The following is a 16,055-nucleotide window of genomic DNA, read 5'->3' as shown; positions in this document are numbered from 1 at the left end:
ATTTCCCTATGAGAATAAGCATAAAGGCCTTGAATACGAAGCAGCTGGCATGGTTCCTGTTGCCGGCCTTCGCTATGTCCGCAAATTCCTTGTTGGCTCAGGTCAACGCGAGTGCGGTCGTTGAGCCCAATCCTGTGGTCTTGGGACAATCGGCACAACTGAAGATTACCATTGAAGGCAGCCAACAGTCGGAGCCCCCAACCATTGAAAGTAACGAGTATATGGAATTCGCCTACCGCGGTCCCAATACGCAGTTTATGAATGTGAACGGGAAAACGACGGTGAGTATTACTCATGTCTTTCAGGTGAAGCCTCAAAGGGTAGGTAAGTTCCGTATTTCTCCACTAACCATCTTTGTCGATGGCAAGCCGTACAACACAGAGCAAATTGATATCGAAGTGGTCGAGCAGGCCGAGGCAGGTATTGATCTCAAAGAAGTTGCCTGGCTCGAATTTGATTTGCCAGAGCGCAATGTCTACGTGGGCGAAACCATTTCTTCTGAGTTGAGAATGATCATGCTCAATCAGGCAACTTTCCCCAACAAAGGGCTACCGCAAATCGAAGGCGACGCATTTAGTATAACGCCGATCGACACACAGCCACAGATTACCCGTTCGGTAAAAAATGGACGCTACTACGATGTCTACCTTTGGAAGATCGGCATCACTCCAGTCAAAGCCGGGACACAAACACTTAAGTTTAAAGCCGCACACGTGCTCCGAATCCCTGAGAGCCGACGCAGTTCGCGGTCAGATCCTTTCAGCGCATTTAACGATCCTTTCTTCGACAGCATGTTCGGACGTTACAATGACACAGAGATTCTGGCAGAAAGCGAGCCAGCCGAGATCACGATCGAAGGGCTACCGCAAGAAGGAAGGCCAGCCAGTTTCAATGGCGCCATAGGGGAATTCAACGTGACAGCCACCGCAGATGTCACTGACCTCTCAGAAGGAGATCCCATCACCTTGAAAATTGGAATCGAAGGGGAGGGTAACTTTTCCCAAATGGGTCCTCCAGACTTTCCCGAAAACGATCAATTCAAGACCTACCCGCCTCGCGTGCTCGATGAGCAACTCGACACACAAGGTTATTCCGGAAATAAGCAATTTGAATACGTGGTGATTCCGCTCTCAGCAGACATCAATCTGGTTCCGCAAATCCCATTCTCCTATTTCAATCCAAGAACGGGCATGTATTCGGAGATGAATACGCCGGTCATTCCAGTTTCCATTAAAGCTGCAGCCCAACAAAGCTTACCAACTCCGCAGACTCAAACGCCTCAACTGTCTTTCCGCAATCCGTCTCAAGGCCAAGGAGATACTTTCCTGCCCATCAAAGTATCCTTGGGCAGCACGGTAACCCCCCCCACTCTGGCCCGTGTGCAAAATACACTCGCCGCAGGAGTCATTGCTCCCCTTGGGATTCTCGGATTGGCGTTTCTTATAAGACGTAGCCGTCATTCCTCTCAAAATGACAAGGAACGTATTCGACTGAAAGAGCTGGATCAAAAAATGGCGCAGCACCGCAAGGATTTACAGAAAGCACGCAATGACAATGAGACTCACGCATTCTACCAAGCAGGCTGCCGAGTATTGCAAGTAGCCCTGGCACGCCAGTTAGGATGTAACCCAGAATCGATCACCGAAAAAGACATCGGTGCATTATGGGTTCCCGCACTAGGGGACGATACCATCAAGCAATCCATTCAAGCATTCTTTGCCAAGGTGGATGTATTGCGTTACTCAGGAAATGCGGCCCCGGTTGGAGCACTTGAAAAGGAGGAGTTAGAGCTGGAGTCAATTTTACGCCAGCTTGGTAAGAAGAAATGATCGTCCGTCGTTTTCTAGTAGCTAGCTTCCTTTCTTTGACGGTCCACTTGGCTTACGGCCAGACTGAGGATCTGCAAAACCTCTTCAGCGAAGGCAATGCAGCCTTTGCCGATGAACGATACGAGGATGCCGTGGAGGCCTACCAAAAAGCCTTTTCAAGTTCCGAAAAATCCAGCCTGGCATTACTTTTCAATCTGGGGAATGCCTACTACCAGTTGCAAGATTTCCCCGCAGCATTGCTCGCCTACGAACGTGCCCTGACTCTGGAACCCGGCAACCCGGATGTGCTGGCCAACTTGCAAAAGATCATTGATCAGTCCGACCTCGAACGCCCGCAATACTCGATCGCCCAAGAATTCGCCTACACCCTGCCAGTCAATACCTGGCTGCTGCTTTTGATGATCGGATCCGGAGCCATTATCGTCTGTGGTCTCCTCATCTGGTATGCACCGAAATTGTCTCCGATTCCGACTCTAGGTCTTTACCTGGCAATTCCGCTCATGCTCATGTCGATCACAGGGGCGTTGATATGGAAACAGGATTTCTCCCGTGGCCTCGTCCTGATTCCTGATACCGGCTTACGCGTCGCCCCCACCGAATCAGCCAACAGTTTAAACACCCTTTCCAACGGTACCTGGGTTGAAGTTCTCGAGACCCACGAACCCTACCACTACATCCGCACACCCGATAAGCAGGAAGGCTGGGTAAAGGATGCGGCCATTGGGAAAGTGTGGCAGTAAAAATAGCCAGCCACGACCAAAGCAGGATTAGAAAGGTCCGTGCTACCTCCATTTGTGGGATTGGTATTTTCTGATATATTTTCGAGAAAACTGGGAACCAGCTTTGATTATAGTTATTAGCCTTTCCATCGCAGGCATCGGGTTTCCTTACTTCCCAATCCTTTAGCTTGATTGCAGAGAATTGAGCGGTCTCCGTGAAAGAACGGAAAAGCGAGGATCTGAGCTAAGACCTACTTTCGAATTTAGAATAACAGCTATGGGAAGAATCTTCATTTAGAGATTTCCGAATAACTCCACGCATCATATGAATATTGCCGTGTCTTCAGCCAAAGTTCGTTTTCAGTCTCTAAAAGGCAGTTCCAAGCAACGCTCAAAATTCGGTGAGTTAAGGGTTCTCATGGGTCTGTTTATATTAATCGGGCTGAGCTTAGTTTACATGGCACCCCGCTTTAAAGTGGGGAATCTGGTGTCCGATGCCTTTACGAAACAAAGCAAGGGGATTGTCCTCAACTATTTCTATATGACTCCTAAGCGAGCTACAGAAATCCTCGGAGAACCTCATTCCAAAACACCCTATAGGGAAGAGGAAGAGCTCTACTACTGGGAATTCGATCCCGTTACTTTGGAAATTCACTACCATGAGGAAAAGGTCGCTCGTGTAGCCTTTGCGACGTCCGACGAATTGATCAGAGACCATATTGAAGGGAGAGCTCTCAAGGTCTATGCGCGAGAGGAGGATTGGCAGCTAAAGCGACGCAATATTGATGGAGAATATAGAGTGGTTTACGAAAACGTACCCGGCCAAATGACCGTCGTAAAATATGCCAAATCCGTGATGGTCTACCACTACCTTTTCCCAGACAAACTCGCGATGGTTTCTGATTAGCGGAAGAGGATGAACTTGATGCAGCGAGATTCGCCTGCACACTTTCCTCTATGCTGAATCACCCTTCGATAAAGAACCTTCTGGAAAAGCAGGAAAAGCAACACCACCTGGCCAGCGTGCTAGGACTTCTAGGCTGGGATGAACAAGTTAATTTACCTCCCGATAGTGCTGCTCAACGTGCCCAACAAATGGCCACACTCAGTGAACTCCATCACGAGCTGGCATCCGACCAGGCAATAGAATCGCTTCTACAAGATTTGGAAAAGGATTGGGATTCTCTGGATCCCGCGGAACAAGCCGTCGTAAAGCATACGCGCAAAGACTACGACCGTGCTACCCGCTTGCCCACCGAGTACGTAACAGAAAAAGCGAAGCTCGATTCGGAGGCTTACCATGCCTGGGTCCAGGCGCGGGAGAACAACGACTTCGGTGCCTTTGCTCCATTTTTAAAACGCCAGGTAGAAATGGCCATCCGGGGAGCTGAGCTACTCGGACACGGCGACAAACCCTACGACTACCAAATTGATCTTTTCGATCCTGGCATGAACGCCGAGACCATCGAAGGTCTGTTTGGAAAGCTGAAGGCGGAGTTGGTTCCGCTGGCGCACACTATACTCGACTCCCCTATCAAAGCCCGAACCGAAAAGCTTCGCGGCTTCGCAATTGATAAGCAGGAAACCTTCCTCAAGGAGGTCAATGTAACCCTGGGTTTTGATTTCAAGCGCGGCCGCTTCGACGTAGCCGTACACCCATTCTGTTCCGGCAACGCAGCCGATACTCGGCTCACAACACGTTTCCATGAGGATGTGCCACTCGACTCTCTATTCAGCTCAATCCACGAAACAGGCCATGGCCTATACGAACAAGGCCTACCCCTCGATCAGTTGCACAACGCACTCGGGCAGGCTGTCGGCATGGGCATCCACGAATCACAAAGTAGACTTTGGGAAAACCAAGTTTCACGGAGCCGTGAGTTCTGGCAATTCTTTGAGCCCAAGTATCGGGACACCTTTCCGGATCAACTCGCTGATCTCAGCTCCGACGATCTCTACCTCGCAGTCAACGCAGTCACCCTCTGCCCTATCCGAGTTGATTCTGATGAAGTCACTTACAACCTGCACATCATCCTTCGGTTCGAGCTGGAAAAGAAACTCCTGGCCGGAGAACTTGAGGTGGACGATTTACCAGCTGAATGGAACCGCCTGAGTCAGGAGATTATCGGGCTGAAACCCACATCCGACAAGGAAGGCGTGCTTCAAGATGTCCACTGGTCCGGCGGTATGTTCGGCTACTTTCCAAGCTACTGCCTTGGCAACATGATCGCTGCTCAGCTCTGGTATAAAGTTCTCGAAGAAATCCCCGACCTCTCAACCGATTTCGCGCAAGGTAAATTTGATCGTCTGCTCAGTTGGCTCCGCGATCGCATCCACCAACATGGCAAGCTCTACGACACAGAGGACCTCGTCACCCGAGTGACCGGCAACCCCATCGACCCAAGTTTCCTCATACGGTATTTGAAAGATCGATACGTGCCTCTGTATACCTAAGACCTTCCTCTGGTTCCGGTTCTGCTGCGCAGCCCGGTCTTGTCGTCGCTTTGCTCCTCGGAACTCCGAAATTGAGATAAGTCAGTTTATAACAACTACGAAATGCGCAAACCCATGCGAAAAACCTCTGTCCTAAGTACTACTATTTTTGCGTATTTTCGCGCATTTCGTAGTTAATAAATCAGAGACGAAGAAAAACCCATCCTTGCTCATGCTCAGTATTGAGATAGAAAACAAAAATGCTCATTAAGGATTCAGTTTGGTTTTTTCTCTCAGCCGTAACCGTTGGGCTGATATTATCTGGATGCGCCGCAGAGAAGCCGGACTACTCAGCCATCCTTGAGGAAATGGAACTAAGCGAACTCGCGGCGACTTTTAATGAGGAAAAAACGAAACAGTTTGCACCTCCAAGGCTTAAAGAGGCGGGCGAGAAAGAGCGAAGAGCGGCAGCGGTTTTGGGCAGCTTAGATCTCAATGGAAGTCGTCAAGAAATGCTTCAACAATGGGCGAGCCATCCCATTCAACAATTTTTGCAAACGGCAATGCAGCCAAACTGGATGGAAAAAGATAAGCCCATCATCGATGCGTTTGAGAAGCGATTGGCGCAACCCATTGAACAACGAATCACCACGGGCTATAACATCATGCCAGAGAATCGCTGGCCACAGTTTGACCCTGCAAAAACGATTCTCTACGGGCACAACGATCTCAAGCATGCTCGTCAACTTTACGCGCTTTGTTATTCGGAAGGCATGAGGCCTCGAGTAAGTTTCTTGCACAAGCGTTCGGCCTTTCTTTTTAGAGACGATTGGGGAGAACCCAGTGTCCCACTGGTGCAGCTTAACAACGGCGACCGCTTGGTCACTGCCCAAGAACATGACTTGTGTATCGAGTTCGAAGCATCCGAGGACGTAGATCGATTTTACGACCTGGTTACGCGATACGCAAAGAAGGATACCGAAGATGAGGCAGGCCTCATTCACGATGCATGGTGGCAACCCTTTTACCGAACCTTTCAACCCAACTCATTCGGCAATCAATTGACATTACTACTGGTTCGTTACGAAGGATACCGGACCAACCTGATGTCGATGCCTGAGGAAGCCTCTGAGAAAAAGAACAAGTTGGAAGCCATGCATTCGGATTGGGAAGTTGAAGCAGTCGATATCTGGGTCAACCCCGCCTTCTATCGCTTTCAGCTCGGCGACTATCGTTAGTAACGTCTTTCTTCCCCTCTTCCGATCGGCCACCAGCTCTTGATATAGTTTTTCAGGTACTGATCGTAGTCGTAGTACCAGCGAAAGCGCAGAGACACACCAATGTTCTCATCCGTTTCCTCAATGATAGGAATGTCGAGCTTCACCCCGACGTCCCAGTTTCCAGGAACGAAAAATCCCTCCCGAAATTCGTCGGTTGGGAACCAGGTAATGCCTGGCGAAAAAATCACTTCATGTACCTTATCAAAGGCTCGTGTATACTCTCGAGTCCCTTCCCATTCTTCATAGTCCAGAGGATTGGGTGTTCGTCCATCCAAGGCACTGGTGCGGTATTCAAGTTCTGCTGAATAGCGAAAATTACCGCCGGGATAATAAATGATACCTGGACGAATAAATATGCGATCTTTCGGTCGAGGACTAATCGGATTGGACTCAAAGGGAGACGTTCCCACAAACTCATGAGCAATATTGAGATAAACCAACTTGGCGGGATCTTGGCTCAATTCGCGACTTGCTGAAACATAGACCTCATGTCGAGCCCAACCATCGGCCACTTCGATCGGTGGGTCAGACCAAGGCATTTTAGAATCAAAACCTACTGATAAATTATTCTCCGAATCTGCAAAGCCCCACCAGCTGTATTTACCACCCACACGCATGTTGTAGGTGCCCCAATCTCCACCACTGTTGAAAGGATTGGGAAAGTAGGTACCAACACCCAGAAACCCTTCAAAGTGGTTGCTGAAGCTATACTCAACTCCAAGTGGGAATCGAACATACTCGTCGTCAAAAAAATCACCAAACTTGGGATTCAAACGGATCCGCCACTGCCCTTCTCGGAAGAATGACGGAAGCCCGATCCCAAAGAGGTCACTATAAACACGATTATCAACGAAGGAATCGCGAGCCTCGGCCTCTTCAAGCGATTCACCTGGAAGTTGAGTCGGATTACCGGAATAGGGATTACTCCTATCTTTCCGATCTGGAACGGGCACAACTTGAGCCACTAAACAGACGGAGCTTAGGAGCAGCATTAAAAGTGAGGAGATGCTTTTAGCCGAGGACATGAATTCAAAACACAAAGGTAGGAAATCGGATGTTCATTGACACCAGAAAGCTGGAAGAGTGGCGAGTTTTCCCATTTTTTTCAGAACACACGCACGCTCTGAGCAGCAACACTTTGACTGTGCTGCTTCCAGACTAAGAAAACCTAGTCTTCAGGAATGAACTCAAATTTCTGCCCACCCACACTGGCTTCATACATGAGCCCGCCTTTGGCGACCGTGAAAATTGCGACCCCATGCTCATACTTGGCATTGGCCGCAGCGCCTTCTGCGGCAGCAACAGCACTCGCCTGAGCACTGAGCTCGAATTTGCTCTTCTTGAAGTTCAAAAGATTGGACTTCTTCTCAAAGAAAATGATTTCGATGTAGGCTTGGAAACCCAACTGAAGACCGAAAGAGCCCTGCGTAAGCCGTGCTTCGCCGATAAACTTTCCCTTTTCATAGACTTCGCCTTTGCCCCGCGCACCTCCAAAACCGATACCACCTTTGTAGACGGACGGAAAAATGACATAACCATATGAATCGTCCAACCAGTCTTCCAGTTTGGAGTCCGCATCTTCAAGGATCTCCATGGCGTTTTCCGTATTTTCTTTCAAATCCTTATCGCGCTTGGCGAAGGTAGACGTAGCCGTTAGCAGAATAAGTCCAAAAATGGTAAGGGTCTTGAGTAATGAATTCATAACAGAGTGCTGAAAATTAAGATAGCGATGGACAAAACTTGTTCCCATTGCCGCGTATAATCACCACCCATAGAAGGGAGTTCCAACAGACTCTTTCAACGTAATTGAGCGCTTTTATTCTTTTTTAAAATCTGGACCAAAAGCCTTGGGCAGTAGCTCTTTCAGGCTTAATTGCTCGGAGAACCGGCCGTCACGGTCTCCGAGGATCACTTGCATTTCTGGGCCAAATTCACTCAAAACCTGCCTGCAAGCTCCACATGGGGACGCCGCTCCGCCAGAGCTTACTGCAACAGCAACCACCTTGGAATCACCTTGAGAAATCGCATTGAAGATAGCCACACGTTCCGCACAAATCGTGAGCCCATAAGAAGCATTTTCCACATTGCAGCCAGTAAACACTCTGCCGGATGCGGTCTCAACCGCAGCTCCAACACAGAATTTCGAATAAGGAGAATAGGCGTGCGTTGCGGCCGAAGCAGCCGCGCTTAATAGAGCTTCTGGGTCAATAGACATGATTAAGCTCTCAATCGAGCAGTAGTGACTCGAGTGTCAGTTTCATCATATCGGTAAACGTCGTCTGGCGCTCCTCAGCGGTGGTCTTTTCACCAGTCCGAATTTGGTCGGATACGGTGCAAACAGCTAAAGCAGATGTTCCAAACTCAGCAGCCACGCCATACAGTCCAGCAGCTTCCATCTCTACACCATAGACACGCAATGCTTCCATACGATCGAACAATTCAGGGATGGGTGTATAAAATAAATCAGCCGAAAAAAGATTTCCTACCCAGGGTTGAATTCCCAGAGCCTCCGCCGCAGTCACCGCATTTTTTAATAAGCGGTAATCTGCAATGGGTGCGAAATCGTAGCCCATGAAACGGGCACGGTTGACCCCCGAATCGGTACAGGCCCCCATCCCAATGATAACGTCACGCACTTTAACATTTCGATCCACGGCGCCACAACTACCGACACGGATGATGTTTTGCACCTCATAGTGCTCATAGAGTTCTTTCGCATAAATCGAGATGGAAGGAATCCCCATGCCACTACCCATCACGGACACAGGCTTGCCTTTGTAGCTGCCAGTATAGCCAAACATATTCCGCACCCGATTCACCTCCTTCGCGTCGTCGAGAAAAGTATCAACGATGAACTTGGCGCGCAATGGATCGCCCGGCATTAGAACGGTGTCAGCAAAGTCACCTGATTTCGCTTCGATATGTGGAGTGGGAATAGACATGGTTTAGGTGGAGATGATGTTCGATCAGTAGTTAGGCAGCCTAAGAAAAGCAGGTCGAAACAATTTGTAGCCACGGTCGTGTTCACGACTGAAGGGAGAAGGCCTGATAACCGTGGAAATCTTCAGACACAGGGTCCGTGGTGTCACCACCACGGCTACATTTATAAAATGCTCCTACCCGTTCCTATGGAAGAAAGTCCCAGGTACTTTAACACCGTCTCACCGATGTCCGCAAAGGTCTCTCGTTTGCCAAAGTCCATTCCCGGCTCAATCCCATTTCCAAAAAGTAAAACTGGAACATGTTCGCGCGTATGCTCGGTACCGGGCCAAATAGGATCGTTACCGTGGTCGGCGGAAATGATGAGAAGATCATCGTCTTCAATCCGGTCCAAAAGCTGGGGCAATGCCTGATCAAAAGATTCCACTGCCATACCATAACCGGCAACATCCCGGCGGTGACCCCACACAGCATCGAAATCGACAAAATTGGTCATGATGATAGAGTTGTCTTCTTTGCGATCCAAAACCTCAAGTGTTCTGGCCATGAGGTCCTCGTGACCTGAAGCGCGTATCTCTTCGCTCATGCCAGTATGGGCATATATGTCTCCAATTTTTCCAATACCGACCACCTTGCCTCCGGCTTGTATCATACGGTCGAAAATCGTTTCTGACGGAGGCTCAACAGCGTAATCGTGGCGGTTGCCGGTACGCACATAGGAAGCGGAATCGTTTCCCACAAAAGGTCGCGCAATCACGCGTCCGATATTGAGGTCCGTTTCATCGAGGACTTCTCGCACTTGCACGCAAAGATCCAGTAGTCGGTCTAAACCGAATGACTCTTCATGACAGGCGATTTGAAACACACTGTCGGCCGAGGTGTAATAAATGGGGACTCCACTCGACACATGTTCCTCGCCAAGCTGAGCAATAATGTCAGTGCCGGAAGCATGGCAATTCCCCAAAGATCCTTTGACGCCCGTTCGCTCTTCAATCGCTTGAAGCAGTTCGGCTGGAAAACTATTGGGCACTTTGGGGAAATAGGACCAATCGAACAAAACCGGAGCACATGCGATTTCCCAATGCCCACTGGGAGTATCCTTACCTGAGCTCACTTCTTGCGCATAGGCAAAGCCACCACGCAATTCATCCTGTTCATCCAATCCTTCCGGAAAATAACCGGAGCTATTCTGGCAAGCATGCCCCAGTCCCAACGCACTGAGATTTGGCAATCGGATGGGTCCACTTCGTTGATCATTATCCGCCTTTCCTTGGGCAAAAAATTCGGCCATATGACCAAAAGTATTAGAGCCAACATCGTTGAACCCTTCACCCCCAAATTGATCCGCATCGGAGGCAGCTCCGATCCCAAAGGAATCCATGATGATAAGAACGACCCGCCTCATGAGATAGCAACGCTGGGGGTTATGCGTTCATACACCTCCTGTGTTTCTACGGTCGGTTCATTACCAATACTCACATACATCCGAATTTCAGCTTCGGCAGTCGCAAATGCATCCTCTGAATTCACATGCAGCATGCAAAGGGGCCAACCCTCATCGACATGTGCTCCAATACCAGCCAACTCACTGATTCCAACCGAGTGATCAATCCGATCGTCCGCACGCATTCGACCACCCCCCAATTTAACAACCAGCATTCCTATAGCTCGCGTGTCCATCTCGGTGACGATCCCGGAAGTTTCTGGGAACACAGGTCGAGTAATTGCGGACTCGGGCAGATACTTCTCTGGCCGTTCCATAAAATCCTTTGGACCTCCCAATCCACGAACCATATTCCCAAACACTTCAGCCGCCCGACCACTACTCATTTGATTTTCCAGAACCACCACTGCCTCATCGCGAGAACCGGATAGCCCACTGTTTACCATTACTTCGGCAGACAAGGCCATGGTAACGGCATTCAGACGAGGGTTTCTATACTCGTCTTTTAAAAACCGTATGGCCTCCAAAACTTCAACGGCGTTTCCAGCACTTGAGGCCAGGCACTGATTCATATCAGTGAGCAGCGCCGTAGTCGGGGTACCTGCACCCGTGGCCACATCAGAGATGCTTTGAGCGAGTTCTTTGGAAGTTTCATAGGTGGGCATGAAGGCTCCATCCCCCACCTTTACATCCATCACCAAGGCGTCCAAACCCGCGGCCAGCTTCTTCGATAAGATGGAGGAGGTAATCAGATCAATCGATTCGACGGTAGCCGTTACATCGCGCGTTGCATAGAAGCGTTTGTCCGCGGGTGCAAGATTTCCAGTCTGCCCAATGATTGCGACTCCTGATTCACCTACCACTTGGCGAAAAAGATCGTTATCCGGAAATGCATTGTAACCAGGAATAGATTCCAATTTATCCAGAGTGCCTCCCGTGTGTCCAAGTCCGCGTCCTGAAATCATGGGTACATATCCTCCGCAAGCAGCCAGCAAAGGTCCCAAGATTAAGGAGACCACATCCCCTACTCCACCTGTTGAATGTTTATCGATGATCGGCCCCTGGTCGCGCAAATCATCCCAGTTCAGAACATCCCCGGAATCCCGCATGGCCAAAGTAAGAGCAATACGCTCCTCCATCGTAAGTCCTTTAAAGAAAACCGCCATGGCGAAGGCTGCTACCTGCCCTTCTGAAATACTTCCATCGCCAATTCCCGCTACGAAGAATTGGATTTCCTCTTTACTGAGGACCTGGCCGTCCCGTTTCTTACGTATGATCTCTTGAGGAAGGAAGGTCATTCTAGAAATAACATCTGATTGTTAAAATGTGCTATCATGGAGTCGAGATGTTGGGCTTGACGATTGAGAAACGATTGAGCGCACGCCTGTGCGTGATTGAGGTTGATAAGAGGGAAACCGGCATGTCGGCCCAAGGTTGTGTGCAATCCAAACATCTTTGATAAACGCAGCCCCAGGGATGTCTCCAATTTTTAACCATCAAACTCATTGCACACAACCCGGTGAGAGTGCGTGTTAACAAAAGGAAATAAATACACCGGCAATAGCGGCCGACATTAGATTGGATAAGGATCCCGCAAGCACGGCCTTCAAACCTAAGCTGGCAATCTCCTGTCTCCTAGAAGGAGCCATACCACCTATGCCACCAAGCAAGATCGCAATCGATGACAAATTGGCGAACCCACATAGAGCCATTGTCACCACAATCCGGGTACGTGGAAGTAAGGTGTCCTGTATTTGTACGAAATCTGCGTAGGCCACAAATTCATTTAGGATCAGTTTCTGACCGATAAAGCTTCCAGCCTGTAGAGCTTCCACCCAGGGAACACCGATCACCCAGGCCAAGGGCGCAAAGATGGCTCCAAGGATCTGCTGCAGAGTTAGCCCTTCGAAACCAAAGATCCCAGCAATACCTCCAACGATCCCATTCAACAGAGCAATTAGACCGATAAAGGCTAAGAGCATGGCGCCCACATTGGCAGCGAGTTTTAACCCACTGGAGGCTCCAGTCGCAGCCGCATCAAACACATTAGCAGGAAGATCCTCTTTCGGAGCTACAAGAATTTCATCACTTGGCTTATCGGTCTCCGGGAGCAAAATCTTGGCGAAGAGTAATCCCCCGGGTGCGGCCATGAAGCAGCCAGCGATCAAATACTTTAACTCAACCCCCATTCCGGCATAGCCGGCCAAAACGGTACCAGCTATCGATGCCAAGCCACCACTCATCACCGCGAAGAGTTCAGACTTCGTCATGTTCGCAATGTAAGGTCGAATCACCAAGGGTGCTTCCGTTTGCCCAACAAAGATATTTGCAGCAGCCGACATACTTTCAGCTCGACTGGTCCCCAGTAGTTTTTGCAGGGAGCCCCCAATCAATTTAATTACCAGCTGCATCACCTTAAGATGGTAAAGCACAGCAATCAATGAGGAGAAAAAGATGATGACTGGGAGGACGCGAAATGCGAAAATGAAACCTAATCCGCCAAACAGCTCGAACATCTTGTCACTCACCAAACCACCAAGCATGAAGTCCAAACCAGCCTGAGAGTAATCAATCACTTGCTGAACCCCATAGGCAATCTTCTCCAACGCAATTTTCCCGGCTGGAACAAAAAGGACGATCCCGCCTATACAGAATTGGAGTCCAAGGGCGATTCCTACGGTGCGAAGATTGATGCCTTTTCGGTTGGTAGAAAATAGAAGTGCGATTCCAAGTAAAACCGCCATGCCAAGCAGGCTAATCAATGCATTCATAGAGTGTTGAGTGGGTGAAACAGAATGGATATATTACGAAATCAATCGCCGAAAAAAACGGTATTGGTGCGATGACCCTCTCGAAAGCAATCTGAAAGGTCAACTCTGCTGAACCAAACGCTTAATTAAGCCATAGATGCGTCGTTGCTTTTCTACCATATCCATCTCGACCCGAAATAGCGGTACGCGGTCTCCTTCCGTTTCCTCAAATCTGCGTTCCTGATGATTAAAGAAATCTTCGATCCGACCTTCGACCTCAGCCTCGGCAGCTAGAATGGAATCGCGCAACTCAGACTCCGGATTCCGAATCACCAGGTATGCATGCTGGAGCAGATCCACCAGCATTGTCTGCAATTCGAGTAACATGCTCGTCAACTTTTCGCTACTCTTCAGATTCTTTTTCAGCTTTTTGCGAGATATCTTCACCATATCATTGGAGATGACATCGCCGATCCGTTCCAAAGCATCGATCTGAATCATGGTTCGATGAAATTCCTCACTCTCAATATTGGTAAGGTTCTCCTTCTGCACACGACTGGCATAAAGCAAAATTTCTGCCTGCAATTGATCCGCTACATTGTCAGCTTTCTTAATTTGACGAAGCGATTCCTCTTTGGGCGCTTCCAGATCAGAGGTAATTTTTTCCATCGTCTTCAAAACATGTTTCGCTAGCTCGCTTGTTTCGAGCCTCACGTTTTGAAGAGCTACAGTCGGAATGTTTATGACATCTGGATCCAGAAATTTGGCATAGGTCGCTTTGGGCTTGGGCGGCCTACCCCGAACTAGGCTTCGAACCATAGAAGCCAGAAGGTGACTGAAGGGGAGTAACAATACCGTGTTTGTAATATTAAAGATGGTGTGGGCATTGGCAATCTGCCGAGGAACTTCTGCAGCAAGTCGGTCGGTTCCCGTCTTTAAAGAAGAACCTGGCGAAAGTACTTCCACCCAACCCACCAGATGTGGAATGAATCCGACCCAAAGAAGCACCCCAAAAATATTAAAAATAACATGGACCAATGCCACCCGCATAGCCTCACGCGATTTGCCAATGGTGGCCAATAGGGCCGTAACACAGGTCCCGACATTGGCACCAAATATAAGTGATATTCCCGCTGGCAGTTCTATCAGTCCCTGGCTCGCAAGTGTGATTAGGATCCCGGTGGTAGCCGAGCAGGATTGAACAAGCGCGGTAAAAGCCGCACCTACCAAAATCCCGAGCATGGGATTCTTCAGGGTCGTCATGAAATCAATAAACGGCTGATAAGAGCGCAGGGGGTATACACCGTCTCCCGTGATGGACATACCAAAGAAAACCAGCCCAAGCCCCATCATGACATTCCCCAGCTGGCGCCGAAGATCTTTCTTTCCTGGGAAAGCGAGAATGAACCCGATTGCGATGAGTGCCAGCGCCGCCTCCTGGACCTTAAAGGCGACTATCTGCGCGGTAATGGTCGTGCCCACGTTCGCACCCATAATGACTCCGACCGACTGGTTCAAGGTCATCAAACCGGCAGAGACAAAGCCAACAGCCAATACAGCAGTAACCGAAGAAGACTGAATCACGGCCGTTACCACACTACCCGTTATGGCGGCCTTAAATCGGTTCGAAGTAAAACGGCCCAATATGGACTTCATTTTGGCGCCCACGGCGGATTTCAAGCCACTCGCCATTTTGTCCATCCCATATAAGAATAGAGCCAATCCGCCTCCTAGACTCATCAATATAGGAACGAGGTTGAGCTCGGCATGCGCAGAAGCATTGCCCCCACTCGATGCGCCCAATAACTATGTCATTCCGACTGAGTACAGCAAGAGCACCGAAAAGGCAGCCAGTCCTTTGACGGAGCTGATCCGCAACCAAGTTCGCTTTTCCAACATAAATACCAAGGCCAATAGATAAGACTCACCTATGAAGATTCAATCTTTTCCTCCGATTGAATAGATTTTACTCCCAATCGATAGGGCACCATGCCCGTATTCATAAACCGGATGCGTATAAAAAAGCCTGCGCCACTCCTCAAAGCGACACAGGCCTGACTAAGCTAACTGCAAAGTGGAAATTATTGATTACTAAATATCGTTTGGTTCAGGTCCTTAGCGATTTGCTTGGCCAACTTGGTGTATATCTCATCCAAGTCTCGCTCAATGGAACCGGATGTCATGACCGCACTCGGCACATGGCGAACCAATTGCACACCAAAATCTTTTTCGCCTTTACTACCTCTGAATTTTGCCCAGGTGCGCAATTCTACTTCGATTCGATTGCGTGCATCGAAACTGAGTTGGGTAATTTCAAGCACCTCCGCGTCTCCTTTGTCGTTCACCGGGTAGAGTTTATATTCGAATTTTACTCCCCAATCCTCTTTTTCAAAGACTTTCTCAAAATTGCGCTTCAGATAATGAAGACGGTCCTGCTCGTTGAGCGTATTGTAACGACTTCGCTCCGGGTAGAACTCATCCTCCCGATACTCCACATAAATGGTCGGCAATGGGTCATTTGCCATGTTCTTACCTTCGCTTTTTTCCTCCTGTCCACGAAGACCTGGCATAGAAGCCATCAATGCGGCTAATACTAGCATTTCAATTTTAATTAAGGATTTCATCTCTATGTTCGGTTATTATTTTTAACGTATACTGGA

The 16,055-nt window shown here is 49.1% G+C and carries 15 protein-coding genes; 6 read left to right on the top strand and 9 right to left on the bottom strand.

The genetic code is table 11. The features are described 5' to 3' along the window. Positions 1 to 8 precede the first annotated feature (8 nt). The 5 genes from GA003_00765 to GA003_00745 all read left to right on the top strand — a co-directional run bounded on the left by GA003_00765 (position 9) and on the right by GA003_00745 (position 6,219). Positions 9 to 1,829 (top strand): BatD family protein, encoded by a 1,821-nt coding sequence (locus GA003_00765; protein QXD28547.1) that lies wholly within the window; start codon positions 9 to 11, stop codon positions 1,827 to 1,829. After that, a complete protein-coding gene (locus GA003_00760) occupies positions 1,826 to 2,569 on the top strand; it encodes a tetratricopeptide repeat protein (GenBank protein QXD28546.1) in 744 nt (247 codons plus the stop codon). Before GA003_00765 ends, GA003_00760 begins: the two co-directional genes overlap by 4 nt. Positions 2,570 to 2,873: 304 nt before the next feature. Beyond that, complete coding sequence (locus tag GA003_00755; GenBank protein ID QXD28545.1) at positions 2,874 to 3,455, top strand: hypothetical protein; 582 nt, start codon at positions 2,874 to 2,876, stop codon at positions 3,453 to 3,455. Between the two features lie 50 nt (positions 3,456 to 3,505). Then, positions 3,506 to 5,002 (top strand): carboxypeptidase M32, encoded by a 1,497-nt coding sequence (locus GA003_00750; protein ID QXD28544.1) that lies wholly within the window; start codon positions 3,506 to 3,508, stop codon positions 5,000 to 5,002. A 239-nt stretch (positions 5,003 to 5,241) separates the two neighbouring features. Then, on the top strand, positions 5,242 to 6,219 hold the full coding sequence (locus tag GA003_00745; protein QXD28543.1) for a hypothetical protein: 978 nt from the start codon (positions 5,242 to 5,244) through the stop codon (positions 6,217 to 6,219). Here the strand turns inward: GA003_00745 and GA003_00740 are convergent. The 8 genes from GA003_00740 to GA003_00705 form a co-directional block, all read right to left on the bottom strand. Then, on the bottom strand, positions 6,216 to 7,286 hold the full coding sequence (locus GA003_00740; GenBank protein QXD28542.1) for a hypothetical protein: 1,071 nt from the start codon (positions 7,284 to 7,286) through the stop codon (positions 6,216 to 6,218). The two genes, GA003_00745 and GA003_00740, sit on opposite strands and share 4 nt — an antisense overlap. A gap of 143 nt (positions 7,287 to 7,429) precedes the next feature. Beyond that, complete coding sequence (locus GA003_00735; GenBank protein ID QXD28541.1) at positions 7,430 to 8,011, bottom strand: hypothetical protein; 582 nt, start codon at positions 8,009 to 8,011, stop codon at positions 7,430 to 7,432. A 66-nt stretch (positions 8,012 to 8,077) separates the two neighbouring features. After that, a complete protein-coding gene (cdd, locus tag GA003_00730; GenBank protein QXD28540.1) occupies positions 8,078 to 8,476 on the bottom strand; it encodes a cytidine deaminase in 399 nt (132 codons plus the stop codon). A gap of 10 nt (positions 8,477 to 8,486) precedes the next feature. Continuing rightward, complete coding sequence (deoD, locus tag GA003_00725; protein QXD30304.1) at positions 8,487 to 9,197, bottom strand: purine-nucleoside phosphorylase; 711 nt, start codon at positions 9,195 to 9,197, stop codon at positions 8,487 to 8,489. A 167-nt stretch (positions 9,198 to 9,364) separates the two neighbouring features. After that, positions 9,365 to 10,606: a phosphopentomutase gene (locus tag GA003_00720; GenBank protein QXD28539.1), complete on the bottom strand. Its 1,242-nt coding sequence runs from the start codon at positions 10,604 to 10,606 to the stop codon at positions 9,365 to 9,367. Next, entirely contained in the window at positions 10,603 to 11,943 is a 1,341-nt protein-coding gene (deoA, locus tag GA003_00715; protein ID QXD28538.1) for a thymidine phosphorylase, read from the bottom strand. Before deoA ends, GA003_00720 begins: the two co-directional genes overlap by 4 nt. A gap of 234 nt (positions 11,944 to 12,177) precedes the next feature. Then, complete coding sequence (locus tag GA003_00710; GenBank protein ID QXD28537.1) at positions 12,178 to 13,416, bottom strand: NupC/NupG family nucleoside CNT transporter; 1,239 nt, start codon at positions 13,414 to 13,416, stop codon at positions 12,178 to 12,180. 99 nt (positions 13,417 to 13,515) lie between these two features. Beyond that, the gene (locus tag GA003_00705) at positions 13,516 to 15,135 is read right to left on the bottom strand and encodes a Na/Pi cotransporter family protein (protein ID QXD28536.1); all 1,620 of its coding nucleotides are present in this window, start codon (positions 15,133 to 15,135) and stop codon (positions 13,516 to 13,518) included. Here GA003_00705 and GA003_00700 point away from each other — a divergent pair. Then, positions 15,041 to 15,316, top strand: a complete 276-nt coding sequence (locus GA003_00700) for a hypothetical protein (GenBank protein ID QXD30496.1) — start codon at positions 15,041 to 15,043, stop codon at positions 15,314 to 15,316. The genes GA003_00705 and GA003_00700 overlap by 95 nt on opposite strands. A 160-nt stretch (positions 15,317 to 15,476) precedes the next feature. Here GA003_00700 and GA003_00695 read toward each other — a convergent pair whose 3' ends face one another. Then, on the bottom strand, positions 15,477 to 16,019 hold the full coding sequence (locus GA003_00695) for a hypothetical protein (protein QXD28535.1): 543 nt from the start codon (positions 16,017 to 16,019) through the stop codon (positions 15,477 to 15,479). Positions 16,020 to 16,055 lie beyond the last annotated feature (36 nt).

The organism is Opitutia bacterium ISCC 52, from assembly GCA_014529675.2.
GTDB lineage: Bacteria > Verrucomicrobiota > Verrucomicrobiia > Opitutales > UBA2995 > UBA2995.
This window is presented reverse-complemented; position numbering and strand designations above follow the sequence as displayed.

What these genes read in the sequence shown, in the direction of transcription:
- GA003_00765 (QXD28547.1), top strand. Translation starts at nt 9, where the DNA reads ATGAGAATAAGCATAAAGGCCTTGAATACGAAGCAGCTGGCATGGTTC.
- GA003_00760 (QXD28546.1), top strand. Translation starts at nt 1,826, where the DNA reads ATGATCGTCCGTCGTTTTCTAGTAGCTAGCTTCCTTTCTTTGACGGTC.
- GA003_00755 (QXD28545.1), top strand. Translation starts at nt 2,874, where the DNA reads ATGAATATTGCCGTGTCTTCAGCCAAAGTTCGTTTTCAGTCTCTAAAA.
- GA003_00750 (QXD28544.1), top strand. Translation starts at nt 3,506, where the DNA reads ATGCTGAATCACCCTTCGATAAAGAACCTTCTGGAAAAGCAGGAAAAG.
- GA003_00745 (QXD28543.1), top strand. Translation starts at nt 5,242, where the DNA reads ATGCTCATTAAGGATTCAGTTTGGTTTTTTCTCTCAGCCGTAACCGTT.
- GA003_00740 (QXD28542.1), bottom strand. Translation starts at nt 7,286, where the DNA reads ATGTCCTCGGCTAAAAGCATCTCCTCACTTTTAATGCTGCTCCTAAGC.
- GA003_00735 (QXD28541.1), bottom strand. Translation starts at nt 8,011, where the DNA reads ATGGGAACAAGTTTTGTCCATCGCTATCTTAATTTTCAGCACTCTGTT.
- cdd (QXD28540.1), bottom strand. Translation starts at nt 8,476, where the DNA reads ATGTCTATTGACCCAGAAGCTCTATTAAGCGCGGCTGCTTCGGCCGCA.
- GA003_00720 (QXD28539.1), bottom strand. Translation starts at nt 10,606, where the DNA reads ATGAGGCGGGTCGTTCTTATCATCATGGATTCCTTTGGGATCGGAGCT.
- deoA (QXD28538.1), bottom strand. Translation starts at nt 11,943, where the DNA reads ATGACCTTCCTTCCTCAAGAGATCATACGTAAGAAACGGGACGGCCAG.
- GA003_00710 (QXD28537.1), bottom strand. Translation starts at nt 13,416, where the DNA reads ATGAATGCATTGATTAGCCTGCTTGGCATGGCGGTTTTACTTGGAATC.
- GA003_00700 (QXD30496.1), top strand. Translation starts at nt 15,041, where the DNA reads ATGGACTTCATTTTGGCGCCCACGGCGGATTTCAAGCCACTCGCCATT.
- GA003_00705 (QXD28536.1), bottom strand. Translation starts at nt 15,135, where the DNA reads ATGAGTCTAGGAGGCGGATTGGCTCTATTCTTATATGGGATGGACAAA.
- GA003_00695 (QXD28535.1), bottom strand. Translation starts at nt 16,019, where the DNA reads ATGAAATCCTTAATTAAAATTGAAATGCTAGTATTAGCCGCATTGATG.